General features: G+C 45.6%; 16 protein-coding genes and 2 pseudogenes. 4 read left to right on the top strand and 14 right to left on the bottom strand.

Annotated features, from left to right (window positions below; all coding sequences use genetic code 11):
- Positions 1-43: 43 nt before the first annotated feature.
- Positions 44-429, bottom strand: a pseudogene (gene tnpA, locus ACJJID_RS05170) (IS200/IS605 family transposase).
- Between the two features lie 536 nt (positions 430-965).
- On the opposite strand from tnpA, the gene ACJJID_RS05165 reads away from it, so the two are divergent.
- Positions 966-2,897 (top strand): Ig-like domain-containing protein, encoded by a 1,932-nt coding sequence (locus tag ACJJID_RS05165; protein WP_444921770.1) that lies wholly within the window; start codon positions 966-968, stop codon positions 2,895-2,897.
- Between the two features lie 396 nt (positions 2,898-3,293).
- Positions 3,294-3,428, top strand: a pseudogene (locus ACJJID_RS05160) (IS110 family transposase); the annotation flags it as partial.
- A gap of 21 nt (positions 3,429-3,449) precedes the next feature.
- Here the strand turns inward: ACJJID_RS05160 and ACJJID_RS05155 are convergent.
- The 13 genes from ACJJID_RS05155 to ACJJID_RS05095 all read right to left on the bottom strand — a co-directional run bounded on the left by ACJJID_RS05155 (position 3,450) and on the right by ACJJID_RS05095 (position 12,511).
- Positions 3,450-4,034 carry a DUF6940 family protein gene (locus ACJJID_RS05155; RefSeq protein WP_444921769.1) on the bottom strand — a complete coding sequence of 195 codons (585 nt, stop codon included), beginning with the start codon at positions 4,032-4,034 and terminating at the stop codon, positions 3,450-3,452.
- Between the two features lie 455 nt (positions 4,035-4,489).
- Positions 4,490-4,951: a hypothetical protein gene (locus ACJJID_RS05150; protein WP_444921768.1), complete on the bottom strand. Its 462-nt coding sequence runs from the start codon at positions 4,949-4,951 to the stop codon at positions 4,490-4,492.
- Positions 4,952-5,011: 60 nt separating this feature from the next.
- Positions 5,012-5,386 (bottom strand): hypothetical protein, encoded by a 375-nt coding sequence (locus tag ACJJID_RS05145; protein WP_444921767.1) that lies wholly within the window; start codon positions 5,384-5,386, stop codon positions 5,012-5,014.
- Positions 5,387-5,532: 146 nt separating this feature from the next.
- Positions 5,533-6,000 carry a hypothetical protein gene (locus tag ACJJID_RS05140; RefSeq protein ID WP_444921766.1) on the bottom strand — a complete coding sequence of 156 codons (468 nt, stop codon included), beginning with the start codon at positions 5,998-6,000 and terminating at the stop codon, positions 5,533-5,535.
- Between the two features lie 110 nt (positions 6,001-6,110).
- Positions 6,111-6,356, bottom strand: coding sequence for a hypothetical protein (locus ACJJID_RS05135; protein WP_444921765.1), 246 nt, complete (start codon positions 6,354-6,356; stop codon positions 6,111-6,113).
- A gap of 437 nt (positions 6,357-6,793) precedes the next feature.
- Complete coding sequence (locus tag ACJJID_RS05130) at positions 6,794-6,967, bottom strand: hypothetical protein (RefSeq protein WP_444921764.1); 174 nt, start codon at positions 6,965-6,967, stop codon at positions 6,794-6,796.
- Positions 6,968-7,060: 93 nt separating this feature from the next.
- Positions 7,061-7,543 (bottom strand): DUF4279 domain-containing protein, encoded by a 483-nt coding sequence (locus tag ACJJID_RS05125; protein WP_444921763.1) that lies wholly within the window; start codon positions 7,541-7,543, stop codon positions 7,061-7,063.
- 26 nt (positions 7,544-7,569) lie between these two features.
- The gene (locus ACJJID_RS05120; RefSeq protein WP_444921762.1) at positions 7,570-7,854 is read right to left on the bottom strand and encodes a hypothetical protein; all 285 of its coding nucleotides are present in this window, start codon (positions 7,852-7,854) and stop codon (positions 7,570-7,572) included.
- A gap of 85 nt (positions 7,855-7,939) precedes the next feature.
- Positions 7,940-8,242 carry a DUF6980 family protein gene (locus ACJJID_RS05115; protein ID WP_444922608.1) on the bottom strand — a complete coding sequence of 101 codons (303 nt, stop codon included), beginning with the start codon at positions 8,240-8,242 and terminating at the stop codon, positions 7,940-7,942.
- Positions 8,243-8,342: 100 nt separating this feature from the next.
- Positions 8,343-8,537, bottom strand: coding sequence for a hypothetical protein (locus tag ACJJID_RS05110; protein WP_444921761.1), 195 nt, complete (start codon positions 8,535-8,537; stop codon positions 8,343-8,345).
- Positions 8,538-9,262: 725 nt separating this feature from the next.
- Complete coding sequence (locus ACJJID_RS05105) at positions 9,263-10,969, bottom strand: SulP family inorganic anion transporter (RefSeq protein WP_444921760.1); 1,707 nt, start codon at positions 10,967-10,969, stop codon at positions 9,263-9,265.
- 184 nt (positions 10,970-11,153) lie between these two features.
- Positions 11,154-11,567: a TIGR01244 family sulfur transferase gene (locus ACJJID_RS05100; RefSeq protein ID WP_444921759.1), complete on the bottom strand. Its 414-nt coding sequence runs from the start codon at positions 11,565-11,567 to the stop codon at positions 11,154-11,156.
- Positions 11,568-11,632: 65 nt separating this feature from the next.
- A complete protein-coding gene (locus ACJJID_RS05095; protein ID WP_444921758.1) occupies positions 11,633-12,511 on the bottom strand; it encodes an MBL fold metallo-hydrolase in 879 nt (292 codons plus the stop codon).
- A 96-nt stretch (positions 12,512-12,607) separates the two neighbouring features.
- On the opposite strand from ACJJID_RS05095, the gene ACJJID_RS05090 reads away from it, so the two are divergent.
- Both ACJJID_RS05090 and ACJJID_RS05085 read left to right on the top strand, forming a co-directional pair.
- The gene (locus ACJJID_RS05090; RefSeq protein ID WP_152452914.1) at positions 12,608-12,922 is read left to right on the top strand and encodes an ArsR/SmtB family transcription factor; all 315 of its coding nucleotides are present in this window, start codon (positions 12,608-12,610) and stop codon (positions 12,920-12,922) included.
- A gap of 4 nt (positions 12,923-12,926) precedes the next feature.
- On the top strand, positions 12,927-13,358 hold the full coding sequence (locus tag ACJJID_RS05085; RefSeq protein WP_444921757.1) for a YeeE/YedE family protein: 432 nt from the start codon (positions 12,927-12,929) through the stop codon (positions 13,356-13,358).
- The last annotated feature ends 7 nt before the right edge of the window (positions 13,359-13,365 follow it).

Below are 13,365 nucleotides of genomic sequence, written 5' to 3'. Positions count from 1 at the left end.
TGAAAGCCTCCTAAGGGGCTAGTTACAATCCCGCTAGCTGCATCTACTCTTGACGGCGCTCTTTAATCTCTTGATTCTTGATGTACTCTTGAATCATCTGCTCATCAAGCCCCACTGTACTCACGCAGTAACCGCGAGCCCAAAAGTGTCTTCCTGTGAAATTTCTCTGTACATGCTTGTACTTCCGAAATATCTGGATCGCAGATTATCCTTTCAGAAATGCAACCGTATTGGAAACACTAAACTTCGGAGGAATCATTAACAGCATATGAATGTGATCCCTATTGCGTACTCCTCGACTAACACAATGCCCTCTTGACGACATAAGTCCCGGAATACTGCTCCAATCTCCCGCCTCAATATCCCAAATAACGCTTTCTTTCGATAATTGGGCACAAATACCACGTGGTACCTGCAATAATATTTCACGTGAGCTTGGCACTGCTAATCTCGCATATGTCCTCCTTCTAGAACTTGTCCTTTCATGGAGGCCATATTTTTCATTCTACATGCCGGAACGGCAGAGCCCTGTCAAATCTCACCGTCAGGGGTGGTGGTTTACCTATGTATTAATTAATACGTAAATTTATCTACATCCAAATAAACCAAACAATTCACAACCTGCCAAGCAAGTTCATGCTTTCTTCAGAACCTTTATCACAACAATAAAAATCATTAATTAAACCACTTAAGCCAGCAAACCCAATCTATAAATTGCAAAGATTTATTTTTAATACCATCACTCTAAAAAAACCCTATCGTCATGTAATCGACCATAAATATAGATTAAGAGGCATGGTAAGAAGTCAACTTAGGGTTTTTACTCCCAAACTTACTGTAAGCTAAAAGTGACTTTCAAATGGTAAAACGGTAATCTTGGCTCAGGAATCATCCAAATTTAGCACGACAGTTTCAATTGGAAATTTTCTCGTTGATTCCAGGAGTTTTGTAATAGGGAAGTAAATATGAAAGATCGTATTCTAAAGTTAATACTCTGTGTCGCAATCGCCTCATCACTTTATGGCTGTAGTGGCGGCTCAGGGGGTAGTGACTCAACAAACAGCGATTCCGAAAGTAGCCATGGAAATAGTTCTGGAGATAACTCTGGAAATGGCACAGGAACTAATTCCGGTAATGGTTCTGAGGGCGTTGATACTACACCTCCAACAACGGATGGGCCTGGCAGTGATACACCACCACTTTCAGTAAGCCTCAAGCCAGCTAGCGGCAGCATCATTGGGCCAAATGAGGATATTCAGCTGAACTTCAGTACTTCCATTCAACTAGATAATGTTACGTTATCTGGAACTATGGGTGAAGACGGAGTGATTACTCAGCTTGATGAAGATACACTGATAGTAAACCCAAAAGCGGGGTGGGTAAATTTATCAGAATATACCTTAGTCATTAATGCAGAAATTGATGCCGATAACATCATGGAAGAGGTTGCTGCCTCCTATCAGATAGATATGCAACCCCCCTCTGTTGTCAATTTTACTCCAGGGACGGTTCGCTTAGAGAATAACGACATAATCAAGGTCCTCTTCTCAGAGTCTATGGATGTCGAAAGTCTTCAGTTGACTGGTAGCCTTACTGAAGATGGCTACACAATTGCTTGGTCTGAAACCAATGTTAGGAATGATACCTTATCCATTAAACCCGATACCGCCTGGGAGTCTGGCCAAGACCGCGACATTAGCATTGATGTTAATGACCAAGCTGGTAACAAAATATCGCAATATAGCAGTACTTTTACTACCCCTTTATATTTTGAGAATTTTGACTCCGCAAAAGTTGTTATTGGTCAAGATAACTTTTCTAGCAACGATGTAGGAATAAGTGCAAAAAACTTTTCATTTCAGCCCAGCGGCGATGTAAGTGTTGACAATGAAGGAAAACTATATATTTCAGATACTTCCTCTAATAGAGTGTTAGTCTTTAACTCTATCCCCACCATTAATGGCGCTCCTGCAGATATGGCGGTAGGTAAGGATGGACTGGATACTCTCACCCTATCTGACAAACGACAGGAATTATTTGGCCCATCAGATGTAAGTTTTGATGGTAATAACCTTCTGATTTCACAATATAAAGAAAGACTTATCTCTATTTATGACAAAATAACGATTGGGATGGGAGCCATACCTTCTCTAACATTATCAATTGGTGAAGATGATATTTCCCCTTGTGTGAGCCTGGCACTCTGGATTAGTTGGGGAGCCTCTATTGCGGATAAAAAAATTCTAGTCACCGATGCAGGAAACGATAGGGTTTTGATTTGGAACACGCAACCAGCTAATAACAACACGCCTCCAGATCTAGTGCTCGGTCAGACATCGTTAGTAGATTGCGTCCTGGATGGACCTTCTGCAAGTACTTTCAATTCACCTACTGATGTATGGAGTGACGGAAAAAAACTAGCAATTATAGACAGCGGAAACAACCGTATTCTTCTATGGAACAATTTCCCCAGTAAAAATTTTGCGCCTGCAGATGTAGTTCTAGGACAACTGGACTTCACAAGTAGAAACAGGGAGTTAACAAACAAAGAAGGCATAGAATGGCCTGTCAACGAATACACTTTTAACGAACCATCAACTGGCATTTGGTCAAATGGAATTCAACTCTTTGTTGCTGACAGCAAAAATAATAGAATTTTGATTTGGGACACGTGGCCAACCACAAATTTTGAACCTGCAGACAGAGTTCTAGGTCAGAATAGATTTACTAATTTTGCCGCAAATGATGCAAATCAAAACGGTATTGGGTATCCGAATGAAGCTGAATCGCCGACAGCATCTACTCTGAATGGGCCCACAGGAATTTTTGGTTATAAAAATAACTTATTTATTACTGACTCCGGGAACCATCGAATCTTAATTTTTAAATCTCGCTAATAATCACATTAAGCTGCAGGGCGACTCATCCTCTAAATAAGAGTTTGGAGCCCTGCTTATTGACCATCTTTTGACTGATCCAAGCTTAGGGCTGCTAACACTAATTTTGATAAAATGTATCCATGGGAACCTCAACAGAATAATTAAAAATCATCAAACATCCTCTTCCCTCAGCATATTCTGTCAAGTAAGTACAGAATTCTCGTTGGACAAATCACTGGGCTAAGAAGTGGGGTTTTTGATCATTTTTTCCATATCCTAATCAAAAGGTAGACGTCTACTTAATGGGGAAGATTTCCGAAGAGATTTCGGCAAATTACAGGGTTAGTACTAACATCATGTACGCATGGTTTATTTTCTTCTATGATGTCGGAAATATAATGACATCCTAAACAAAAGCCAATCTATGAGCGCCTGGTCGCTGCTGGTAAAACAAAGAAAGTAGCCCTTATCGCATGTATAAGTAAGCAACTTACCATCCAAAATAAGATGGTAAAAAACAACACTTACCAGGATGAGAAAATGGCTTGAATTATTGACAAGGGACCATAGTCACTTATTAGGCGATTGTTTAAACTTTGCATAATGATAATACTTCGGCTCTGTATCAAAGCGAACGTGTAGCCATGCTACACCACCACCGGCAGTACTAAGCCACACAGGTATATTTGACGCCAATTCAAGACCCACGTTACCGACTAGACTCCATAGGTCTTGCTGCTGGCTAATAGGTGCTGTACTCGTAAATGATGCAAGATGGCAGTAATTAGCTGCTTGATTTTGACATGATGGTACTACTAGGTGGGCATCCTTCCCCAAGCTTTGGAAAGATACGACCGTTTTATCTGTATCCGATATAAATGATTCAAACGGTTTAGAATTAGCTTTACGATTTATTGAGGGATCATTTAAAACTACAAACTCAAACTCTTGGTCCAATGTCCCTTCAGTATAACCAGGAGTTTCCCACCTAAATGACTCAAAAGATAATTCTTGCAACGAAGCAATAAAAAAGCCACGAAAATCTTCGTCGCTTTTTAATAACTCCAGCACGTCACGATAAGAAATTACTTTGTCATTCTTCCGAACAACAAACAGATAACCATCCAACACTTCCGATTTACATAAATTCCACATAATCTATTTTCGCTAACACCGTGATATGCGGCCGGAGCGCGAAGCGACGGTGGGGGCCTGCAGGGCCGGAATGGTCACGATCACCTTTTTACATTTTTTACGATAGAAATATGATGTTATCACAGATGAAATAAAGACTGTACTGAACAACCACACTAATGCCTTGAGCATTAAGAATATGAACTGGTCACCTGTCAAATGATTTGGCTCAAAGCTAAATTGCCCTGCTGCATAAGGAACATAGACCTGCCCTATGAGCATATTTAACAATAATGCTGATACCGCTACCGATATTGATATGACAAAACTTCTTTTAAGTATCTCTCTCATAGCTTCCTGCACAAAATTTAAGCGCCGCCAGCAGGGGCAGCTTTATTGTGCACATTTTTCGCTAAAATGGGAGCACAACAATCTGTGCAAAAAGCTGTCTCCCTGAGGGCCGCAGGCCCGAAGTCTTACTGCCTGGCTTTGTTAACACTAACTGCCTGACGGACCTCTTGGACCTTGGATATGTCAAGTGGACTTATGTACCCACAGTTATGCAGGTAGAGACTCCCATTTCTTTCAGTGGCAAAGATTAAATACTTTATTCCCGACTTAAAATCATATTTACAAGAACAAACTTTACCTGAACTTACTAGTTGCTTTCCTGAGAAATCGCCTTTTATGGATTCTTCAACATCAAACAAAACCTGAACATCCAAAATAGATTCGCTCTCTCCATCCTCTTCGATTATTGTTTTTTTAATGACCGAAGCGCTACCAGTAAAAATTATAGGGCTTCGTTCAACAGCAAACTCAATTACTGAGAAGCCTTTTTCTCGTGAAACCGCCTCATCGAGGAACGACGTCCAGCAGCTACTAGAATATGCAACACTAGAAACTATCGCAGCGACTAAAGCTAGAATGTATTTCATGTGTTAACGCTTCAAGAAGGGGCGCCGCTTTGTGGCGTCCCGCTTGCTTGGCTCGTTAGGCTAAAAGCCCTCGTGCCTACCCCAATGTCCGTCCGGGCTTCTTGCACAACGGCACCCAACTTCAGCAACTTTGTCGGTATCCGTTAATCTCCACATAGTAATAGTTGTATCACCGGGAACTAATTCAGACTCTTTAACTGGCTTGATAGTTAAAGTTCTTGTGTTTAGATCAGTATGCTCCAACATACATTCATCAGGTGCAATTTCGAAATGTTTGTGGATAAGGCTAAGGCCAAACTTATCAAGTACTCCATATTTCTTGAGGATATTTCTTACTTCTACAAAGCACGCCATATCATTGCTAGTTAGATCTTCAGTCTCACTAATATCAATGATGCTTTTCCACTGCATCGGTTGAACGGCTACCCTATTCATAACAAATCCCTCTCAACTAGTGACTCTCCTTTAGATTACTTCAAGCTCAATGACGGAGAGGTTTTCAAAGAGCTCAACGCCAGTGGTAATGGGCGACAACGGAGCACAGCGACATTGGCGTCCCATTGACCACCTTGTTAGGTGCGTCAAACGTCATCGTTTAATCTTGCACCCAGGTATCCAGCTAGGTTAGGCGCTTCACTTTGCTTCAGTACGTGATTAACCCATGCGTCTCGTTCGTGTCCGATTAAGTAAAGGTCCCAAGCGCAAGCAGTCAACCCAGACGGCGTCATATACTCCAACTTGTCGGGCTCAGCTGAAGAGGACACATAAACATGGTGGTGCAGTTCATTTTCGTCAGCCCACCAATCTACGAAAACGAAATTCCCTATTTTACCCTGATGAATGCCAACAAATCCGACTGCGTAATGATTAGTTCTCGAAGCGCTTTCTTTCAATCGAGCTAAAGCAACTTGGTGTGCAGTATCAACAAGGGCCGATGCGAGAGGATTGTCTGTATAAGTGATCGAGTAAACCTTAAGCTTCCATTCACCAAGTTCCCACAAGTCAACGAATCGAATAGGTCGAGCACGATAGTTTTCAGAAAGTTTCATATTCCACCTTCACTTATAAACACCTAACGTCCGGCACACAGGCGAAGCACGCGGTGCTGAGCCCAGGCCGATTGTGCCGCCACTGGTTATGCTTCATTACGCGATGGGTTCTAAGTCAGAGGGAAAGATCGATACTTCTCCCACTGAGAATCACTCATTTCGCCATTGAATTCACGGGAGTTCCACGCTCGATTTAAGTGTGCATAAATATGAGCCATATCTATAGAATAACCCTCGATGTCAATGCTCCCCTTAGATCCCATTTCTTTAATAAGATCACCTAGATTCTCATGTGCATCTTCTAGCTCACTCATTAATTGACTCCATTCAACTGGGTTCTCCTTGCTATCTATCATGACGTCTCTGAAATAACGCCGGCCGCAGCGGCTGGCAAAGCTGGCGATTTTTGTGCGGAACGCACAAAAAGTGACAGTTTTGAAAGTCCGTTGCCGGCCCTTGTTAGGCACTGCGATACACTGGGAATTTAATGCTATTGTCCAATGCTTGGCAGGCCTTAATAATTTCATTTTTACGTTGAGCTGTAGTCCAACCGTTTATGTGCTCACAATACCACTCATCTTCTAGTTCGGTAAAATGACTCAAGTAATCTGGATAAGCTAAATCAACATTTGCACTATATAGTTGCGATGCCGCTATCTCAGGTTTTATCTTACCTTTAACACATTCCTGAGCGATTACTTTGGCATACCCCTTTAATGAATCATCATCAGATGGTCGAGCAATAGCCAGCTCTTTTAAGACACGACTAAAATAGTCCTCGATCTCAAATTCATTAAATGGTGGCTGGAAAGTCAGCTAGCTCTGCTAAAGATTCTGTATCAGCTCCACTTTCTAGTAGTGTCATTGCCCAAGCCACTTTATATTCAGCTCCAGCTGGATGCATCGCTGCCAGCCCAAGAACTTTATATGTTTCGAATAATTGTGATTTAGAGAGCATAACTTCCAATGTGCCTAACGCCCGCAGCAACGGCAAGCTAAAGTGACGCAACTTTTGGGACAAAAGGTGTGACACTTTTGACTGTCCGATTGCCTGCGCTTGTTATACATCTTCATCATCAGGGCCATACATATCAAAATCTATTTCAACTCCGCGCTGCCCCAATGCAAGCAGTGCTTCTGAGCTTATACTTATACCCTCCATCGAGCCCCCCATGAAGAGACCACAAAATAAATCTAACCTATATTTCTCTGAGATTTTTTTCCATACCTCTAGATCATGAGTTAATTTATTTAGAATTTCGAATATTTGACAATCTAAATCACCTGGCATTTTCTCATTAGCTTCGATACGCCACATTCCGGATCTTGCTATGCGTGGCTTTCCATTACTCATCCATGAGAATGGCTCACCTTTAATCATCTTCACTGTAGGTTGACAGCCTAGTAGCTCACTGATTTCTTCAGGTGATAATTCATCTCCAATAACTCTCAAGCTTGCTTTAGTTTTCGATAGAGTCGGCATAATTTTATGTATAACGCTCACAGCACGGGCCGAAGCCGCAACGCGGCGAAGGTCCAGCACCGTAGGTGCGACCGTGCCTGTGTTTGTTAAGTTTGGTCACGATCAAGATGCAGATTTGAGATTGCCTCTCTCAACAGCTTATGAGCTGGCGTGCCAGACCAACTACCTAATGTAGAACCTAATATACCCGCTCCAATGGGGACAATTACATTGCCTACACTAAACTTATCCCGATATCCTAATTCTGGATTACTAATTAGAAAGAATCCAAAGCCAACTATCATCAAAGAGATTGCAACTCCACTCCACCGATAGAATCTAAGACTTCGCTCAAGTTTTTCAAACTTCTCAACTATTTCTATATTTTTCATTCTTAAAACTTAACGTTCGCATTTGCGGCGGCTGGAGCATAGCGTAAGCCGTCCGGCCGCGATAGCGGCGAACAACATGCGCTTGTTAAGTGTTTCGATACCAAGCATCACTATTAAATTCCTCGGGTATATTTTGTTCAGCTGGATCATCAAACCCCATACTCTCTAATTTATCAAACCATTTATCTCGTTTAGAGCCCGGTAACTCTAGACCACACCATGGACAAAACTTGATAGAAATAGAGCTATTACCGCCGTCATGGATTATGAGACCATATTCATCGAATTTCGGGATATAGGAGACAAGAACGTCTGGACACTCGTAGATACTCTCATGATCCTTACAGTCAAGCTCGACTCTTTTCCCCATTTCTTCGCAACAATGCATAATTATCTTGGACACTTAACGCCTCAATAACCCGCAGCTGAAACGCAGCGAAGCGGAGTGTAAGCTGTCGGGCGCCGAAGGCGCGTAGTTAATTGATTTGTTAAATGTAAGACCACACTGCACCTATGATAAGTAGAACTATTATTGCCACTTGGATTTTATTGGCTTTACTTTGTTCAGCTTTGGCTTCAGGTGTATCAGTCACTCCTACCTGATGATCGAACCCTCCCTCATCAAGATCTTCGTTGAAGATGATGAGGCCATTAATCAAAACAGCGATCATTACCAGTAACATTGCTGTTAGCCAGTAGAATCCCGTGAAGTACTGGATGCCCAAACCAAATAGAAGACAAAAAGTAATCCATTATTGCTGCGGGCTTTAGGTCAATGCCATTCATCTTCGAGTACATTTAACAGTGTATTCAAAAGCACCTGCATTATATCACCCTGCAACATATCCCAAGTTCAAAAAAACCAGTAAATCCAGAAAAAGACTTACAAATCAAGGGATTAGCAATCTCTGACATAGAAACACTCAAGTGGATATATTGCGGCTGCATTTTATCTTGTTATTTTGTTGCTTTTGATCACTGATGTAAATCATTAAAAATCAATAGGTTAACGCTGATCTTACCGTGGATATGTGCACCTGCTTGTGATTTTAAATATCGACGACAGTTGAAGGTAGTAATTTCTGCACGTAAAAACGGAAAAAGAAACCAACACTTATGAGACTTTTGCAAGTGAATTTAGCCTTGAATGCATAAGCTGGCTGGAATATTTCCGCTAGATCCGGTCACTTCTAGGAAGGCCGCTTTAAGTCCCAAGCACAGCTAGATGGAAGAAGTGTCCTAGCCGCCCATAAGGCCTAGCTTGATCATCTCAGCCGATTTGGTGAAAGGTTCTGGCCACACTTCCATTTAACGGCTTATTCGTACTGCGATCTTAGTGAGTAACCCGAAGACTTGTACCGTTTTTTGATCGCAAACCTCACATTCCTCAACGCAATGAGATTTTGCCCTAGCCCAGCTGCACAAACGCCTGATACTGACTCAAAAATACCCGCCCAGACAACTTCTGCAAAAAACTACTCCTCTCCAGGCAATCCATCACTGGCCCTTTCACTTCGGAGAGATGAAAGCAAACCCCTCTTTCCGCCAGATTCGCATTCATAGACTCCAAAACTTCTAATGCACTCCAATCAATCTCATTCACCGCGCTGCACATCAGAATGACATGCTTCACCTGTGAGCTATTGGCTAGGCCGGTATAGATACGGTCTTCCAGTACGCCGATATTAGAGAAAATCAGGCGGCCATCTACGCGGAAGGTGAGAATCTCAGGAATGGTTTTTACCTGGTGCCGGTGAATATTGCGGAAATGCTCGGTGCCCTCCACCAGGCCCACTTCGGCGATATGGGGTTTAGAAGCTCGATAGATAAATAATAATAGGGATGCGGCAACGCCACAGGCTACACCGGGCTCGACGCCCATTAACAGGGTTACGGCGATTGTCAGGGTAACGGCAATAAAATCTGCCTTGGCAAAATGCCAGGTTTTACGCAGGATGGAGAAATCCACCAGGGAGAGAACTGCAACTATGATGGTGGCGGCCAGGGTGGTTTTCGGTAGGTAATAAAGAAAAGGGGTTAAAAAGAGCGCGGCCAGGGCGATGCCTATGGCGGTAAACAGGCTGGCAAATTGTGTCTGCGCACCTGCGGCATCATTCACTACCGAGCGAGAAAAACCACCACTCACCGGGAAACCACCAGAAAGGCCGGAGCCGATATTGGCCATACCCAGGGCAACCAACTCCTGATTACTATCCACTCTTTGTCGGCGCTTGGCTGCAAGGGTTTTGGCCACTGATATGGATTCTACATAGCCAATAATCGCGATCATTAGTGCAGGCACAAATAAAGATTGCAGTAGCGGCAGTGTTAGCTTCGGCAGTGATAGCGGTGGTAAACCGGCGGGGATAACGCCTACCAGGGCCACCTGGTGAGCTTCAAAATTCAGGACAGCTGATAAGGCAATGGTTGCCAGCACGCCCACCACCGGAGCCGCCCTGGCAAACAGTCCGGCATTACTGCGAGACAAGCCCATTTTCTCCAGCCATTTCGCAGCAAAGGCTCTGGCCCAATAGAGAAAAATCACCACCCCCACTCCAGTGATCAAGGCGAGGCTATTGATGCTTTGCAGGTTCTGCCATAGCGATAGCAGTAACTCCGGTGCAGTATCACCATGGGCGGCCACCCCCAATAAATGCCGCAGCTGGCTGAGTGCAATCAATAATGCGGAAGCAGTAATAAAACCAGAGATCACTGGGTGGGAGAGAAAGTTCGCCAGCATGCCGAGACGTAAAGTGCCCAACAAAAAAAGTATTCCCCCGGAGAGCAGCGCCAGGGCGGCGGCCGCGCTCAGGTAATCCACCTCACCAGTAGCAGTGACCTCTCCCAGGGCGGCGGCACTCATCAGTGAGATCACCGCGACCGGCCCCACAGATAAAGTACTACTAGAGCCGAAAATACCGTAAACCACCAGCGGTACCATACTGGCATAGAGGCCGACTTCCGCCGGCAACCCCGCTAACAGGGCGTAAGCAAGGGATTGGGGAATCAGCAGCACCGTGACTATTACGGCGGCGAGTAGATCCCGGTTTAAAGTGCGGCGGTTATAGGATTGAAAAGTAGTGAAGATGGGAAACCATCGGGAGAGTTTCTGCATAACCATGGTTTACCTTCCGCTTTTTCTCTTCACGCCGTCAGATTCACTCGTATTGTCACGGCATATGACAGACATTTAACTGCGGCACCCTCTTACAATACATAACGGTGCCGCAATTTTTGGTGTGGTCTAGCCGGCCATTAAAGCGCCTTTAAAGGCGCTCGATAGATTAGGGCACGATAAGTTAGGAATCGATAGCAACCAGTGCGGCGCTGACATCAAAGCCTGCTGCCTGTGCTTGGCTATGCAATTGTTTTTTATCGGCACCCATTAAAATTTTGGCCCCGGCCCAAACCTGGCTGGAACGATTGCCGGTGCGGCAAAATGCATGAATTTTTTCACCGCTCTGCAATACATTGCGAAAGGCCTCGCAGTGCTCCCGGGTCATTTGCCCACGGGTAAAAGGAATCGCAATAAAGCGTAGGCCGGCATCCTGAGCGGCCCGTTCCATGGCTTCGTAGCTGGGGTGTGCCTCACTCTCCCCTTCCGGGCAGTTGCAAACCACCACCTGTACACCACTCTGTGCCAGAGGTGCCATCTCTTCACAGGCAATATGTTCAGAAACGCTCACTTGCTCATCTAATTTTTTAATATTCATCGTCGCCTCGTTGTGACTGCGGCTCCAGTTAAACATGGCTGCAGCGCTAGATTTACTTGGATTTTTTACAGCTGATTCAGCGGCACTTTTAAATAGACTGTGCCATTGGATTCTGCCGGAGGAAACTGGCCGGCACGAATATTGACCTGCACTGAGGGGATAATCAGCCGCGGCATGGGCAGGCTGGCATCGCGTTTTTTACGGATTGCCACAAACTCGCTTTCGCTAATACCGTCGCGCAGGTGGATATTTTCCCGTCGCTGGGCCCCCACAGTGGTTTCACACTGGTGCTCGCGCTGACCCTGCGGCGGGTAGTCGTGACACATAAACATGCGGGTTTCATCCGGCAGGGATAATATTTTTTTCACCGACAAATACAGTTGTGCGGCATCGCCTCCGGGAAAATCACATCGGGCACTACCCACATCCGGCATAAACAGGGTATCTCCCACAAACAGGGCATCGCCGATCAACCAGGCCATATCCGCGGGAGTGTGGCCGGGGCTATAAATCACCCGCGCCTCCAACTCTCCCACCTGAAAATGTTCACCATCCTTGAATAGGTGATCAAACTGGCTGCCATCGGCAAGAAACTCCCGCTCCAGGTTAAAAACCTCGCGAAAAATCTTCTGCACCTGGCAAATCTGCTCGCCGATGGCGATGCGTCCACCCAACTGCTCCCGCAGGAAAGGCGCCGCAGAGAGGTGGTCGGCATGGGCGTGGGTTTCCAATATCCACTCTAGGGTGAGATTCTTTTCCCGGATAAACGCCACTATTTCTTGCGCACCCTTGTTGCTGGTATGCCCGGATGCCGTGTCAAAGTTGAGCACGGCATCCACCACGGCGGCCGAGCCACCGGCCCTGTCGTATACCACATAGCTCCAGGTTTCGGTCTCTCTGTCGAGGAACGGCCGCACCTGAGTGCTTTGCTTTACCTGCGGCATTTTTTGCCCTCCAAATTCACTACCCGATCAATATACATTTTGATAATATGTAAAACAATATATTATTATTTTGTAGATTGTTACCAGGCCAAGTCAATGCCCGATACCTCCAGCCTCGATTTAAACAAGATGCGCGACTCCGCCGGCCAAGCCGCGGCCATGCTGCGCTCCCTGGCCAACCAAGACCGCTTGTTACTGCTGTGCCAACTCAGCCAGGAAGAACTTAATGTAGGCGAACTTGAGGAACGCCTGGGTCTTCGCCAGCCCAGCCTCTCCCAACAGCTGGGTGTCCTACGCCGCGAGGGGTTGGTGGACACCCGCCGGGAGGGCAAACACGTTTACTACCGAGTAGCTGACCCACGGGTTCTGGCACTTCTACAAACTCTTTATCAACTCTACTGCGCGGAGTAACGCCATGACCATCGATTGGACTGCCTTCACCCCCGCCACGGCACTCGCCGGCGGCGCCCTTATCGGGCTCGCCAGCGTCCTATTGCTGATTTTTAATGGCCGCATTGCCGGCATCTCTGGTGTTTTGGGCGGCCTACTAGAAAGCAGCTCCGGTATCGGCTGGCGCCTGGCTTTTATTATCGGCTTGCTGGCCGCACCGCTGGCCTGGCAGCTCTTTGTCGCCCTCCCTCCCATCAAAATTGAGGCGGGCTACCCCACCCTGATCGCCGCCGGCCTGCTGGTGGGCTTCGGCACCCGTTTGGGCTCCGGCTGCACCAGCGGTCATGGGGTCTGCGGCGTATCCCGTCTCTCACCCCGCTCGCTGGTCGCCACACTAGTGTTTATGGCCGCGGGCTTTGCCACTGTTTATGTTGTGCGCCACCTGCTGGCCGCTTAAGAGAGGA

It is taken from the genome of Microbulbifer sp. CnH-101-G (assembly GCF_052466775.1).
Note: the sequence above shows the minus strand (reverse complement) of the source record. Positions and strands in the feature narration are given on the sequence as shown.

Bases quoted from the DNA above. Each gene is read 5' to 3' on its own strand.
- ACJJID_RS05165 (WP_444921770.1), top strand. From the start codon at position 966: ATGAAAGATCGTATTCTAAAGTTAATACTCTGTGTCGCAATCGCCTCA.
- ACJJID_RS05155 (WP_444921769.1), bottom strand. From the start codon at position 4,034: ATGTGGAATTTATGTAAATCGGAAGTGTTGGATGGTTATCTGTTTGTT.
- ACJJID_RS05150 (WP_444921768.1), bottom strand. From the start codon at position 4,951: ATGAAATACATTCTAGCTTTAGTCGCTGCGATAGTTTCTAGTGTTGCA.
- ACJJID_RS05145 (WP_444921767.1), bottom strand. From the start codon at position 5,386: ATGAATAGGGTAGCCGTTCAACCGATGCAGTGGAAAAGCATCATTGAT.
- ACJJID_RS05140 (WP_444921766.1), bottom strand. From the start codon at position 6,000: ATGAAACTTTCTGAAAACTATCGTGCTCGACCTATTCGATTCGTTGAC.
- ACJJID_RS05135 (WP_444921765.1), bottom strand. From the start codon at position 6,356: ATGATAGATAGCAAGGAGAACCCAGTTGAATGGAGTCAATTAATGAGT.
- ACJJID_RS05120 (WP_444921762.1), bottom strand. From the start codon at position 7,854: ATGAAAAATATAGAAATAGTTGAGAAGTTTGAAAAACTTGAGCGAAGT.
- ACJJID_RS05115 (WP_444922608.1), bottom strand. From the start codon at position 8,242: ATGCATTGTTGCGAAGAAATGGGGAAAAGAGTCGAGCTTGACTGTAAG.
- ACJJID_RS05110 (WP_444921761.1), bottom strand. From the start codon at position 8,537: ATGTTACTGGTAATGATCGCTGTTTTGATTAATGGCCTCATCATCTTC.
- ACJJID_RS05105 (WP_444921760.1), bottom strand. From the start codon at position 10,969: ATGCAGAAACTCTCCCGATGGTTTCCCATCTTCACTACTTTTCAATCC.
- ACJJID_RS05100 (WP_444921759.1), bottom strand. From the start codon at position 11,567: ATGAATATTAAAAAATTAGATGAGCAAGTGAGCGTTTCTGAACATATT.
- ACJJID_RS05095 (WP_444921758.1), bottom strand. From the start codon at position 12,511: ATGCCGCAGGTAAAGCAAAGCACTCAGGTGCGGCCGTTCCTCGACAGA.
- ACJJID_RS05090 (WP_152452914.1), top strand. From the start codon at position 12,608: ATGCCCGATACCTCCAGCCTCGATTTAAACAAGATGCGCGACTCCGCC.
- ACJJID_RS05085 (WP_444921757.1), top strand. From the start codon at position 12,927: ATGACCATCGATTGGACTGCCTTCACCCCCGCCACGGCACTCGCCGGC.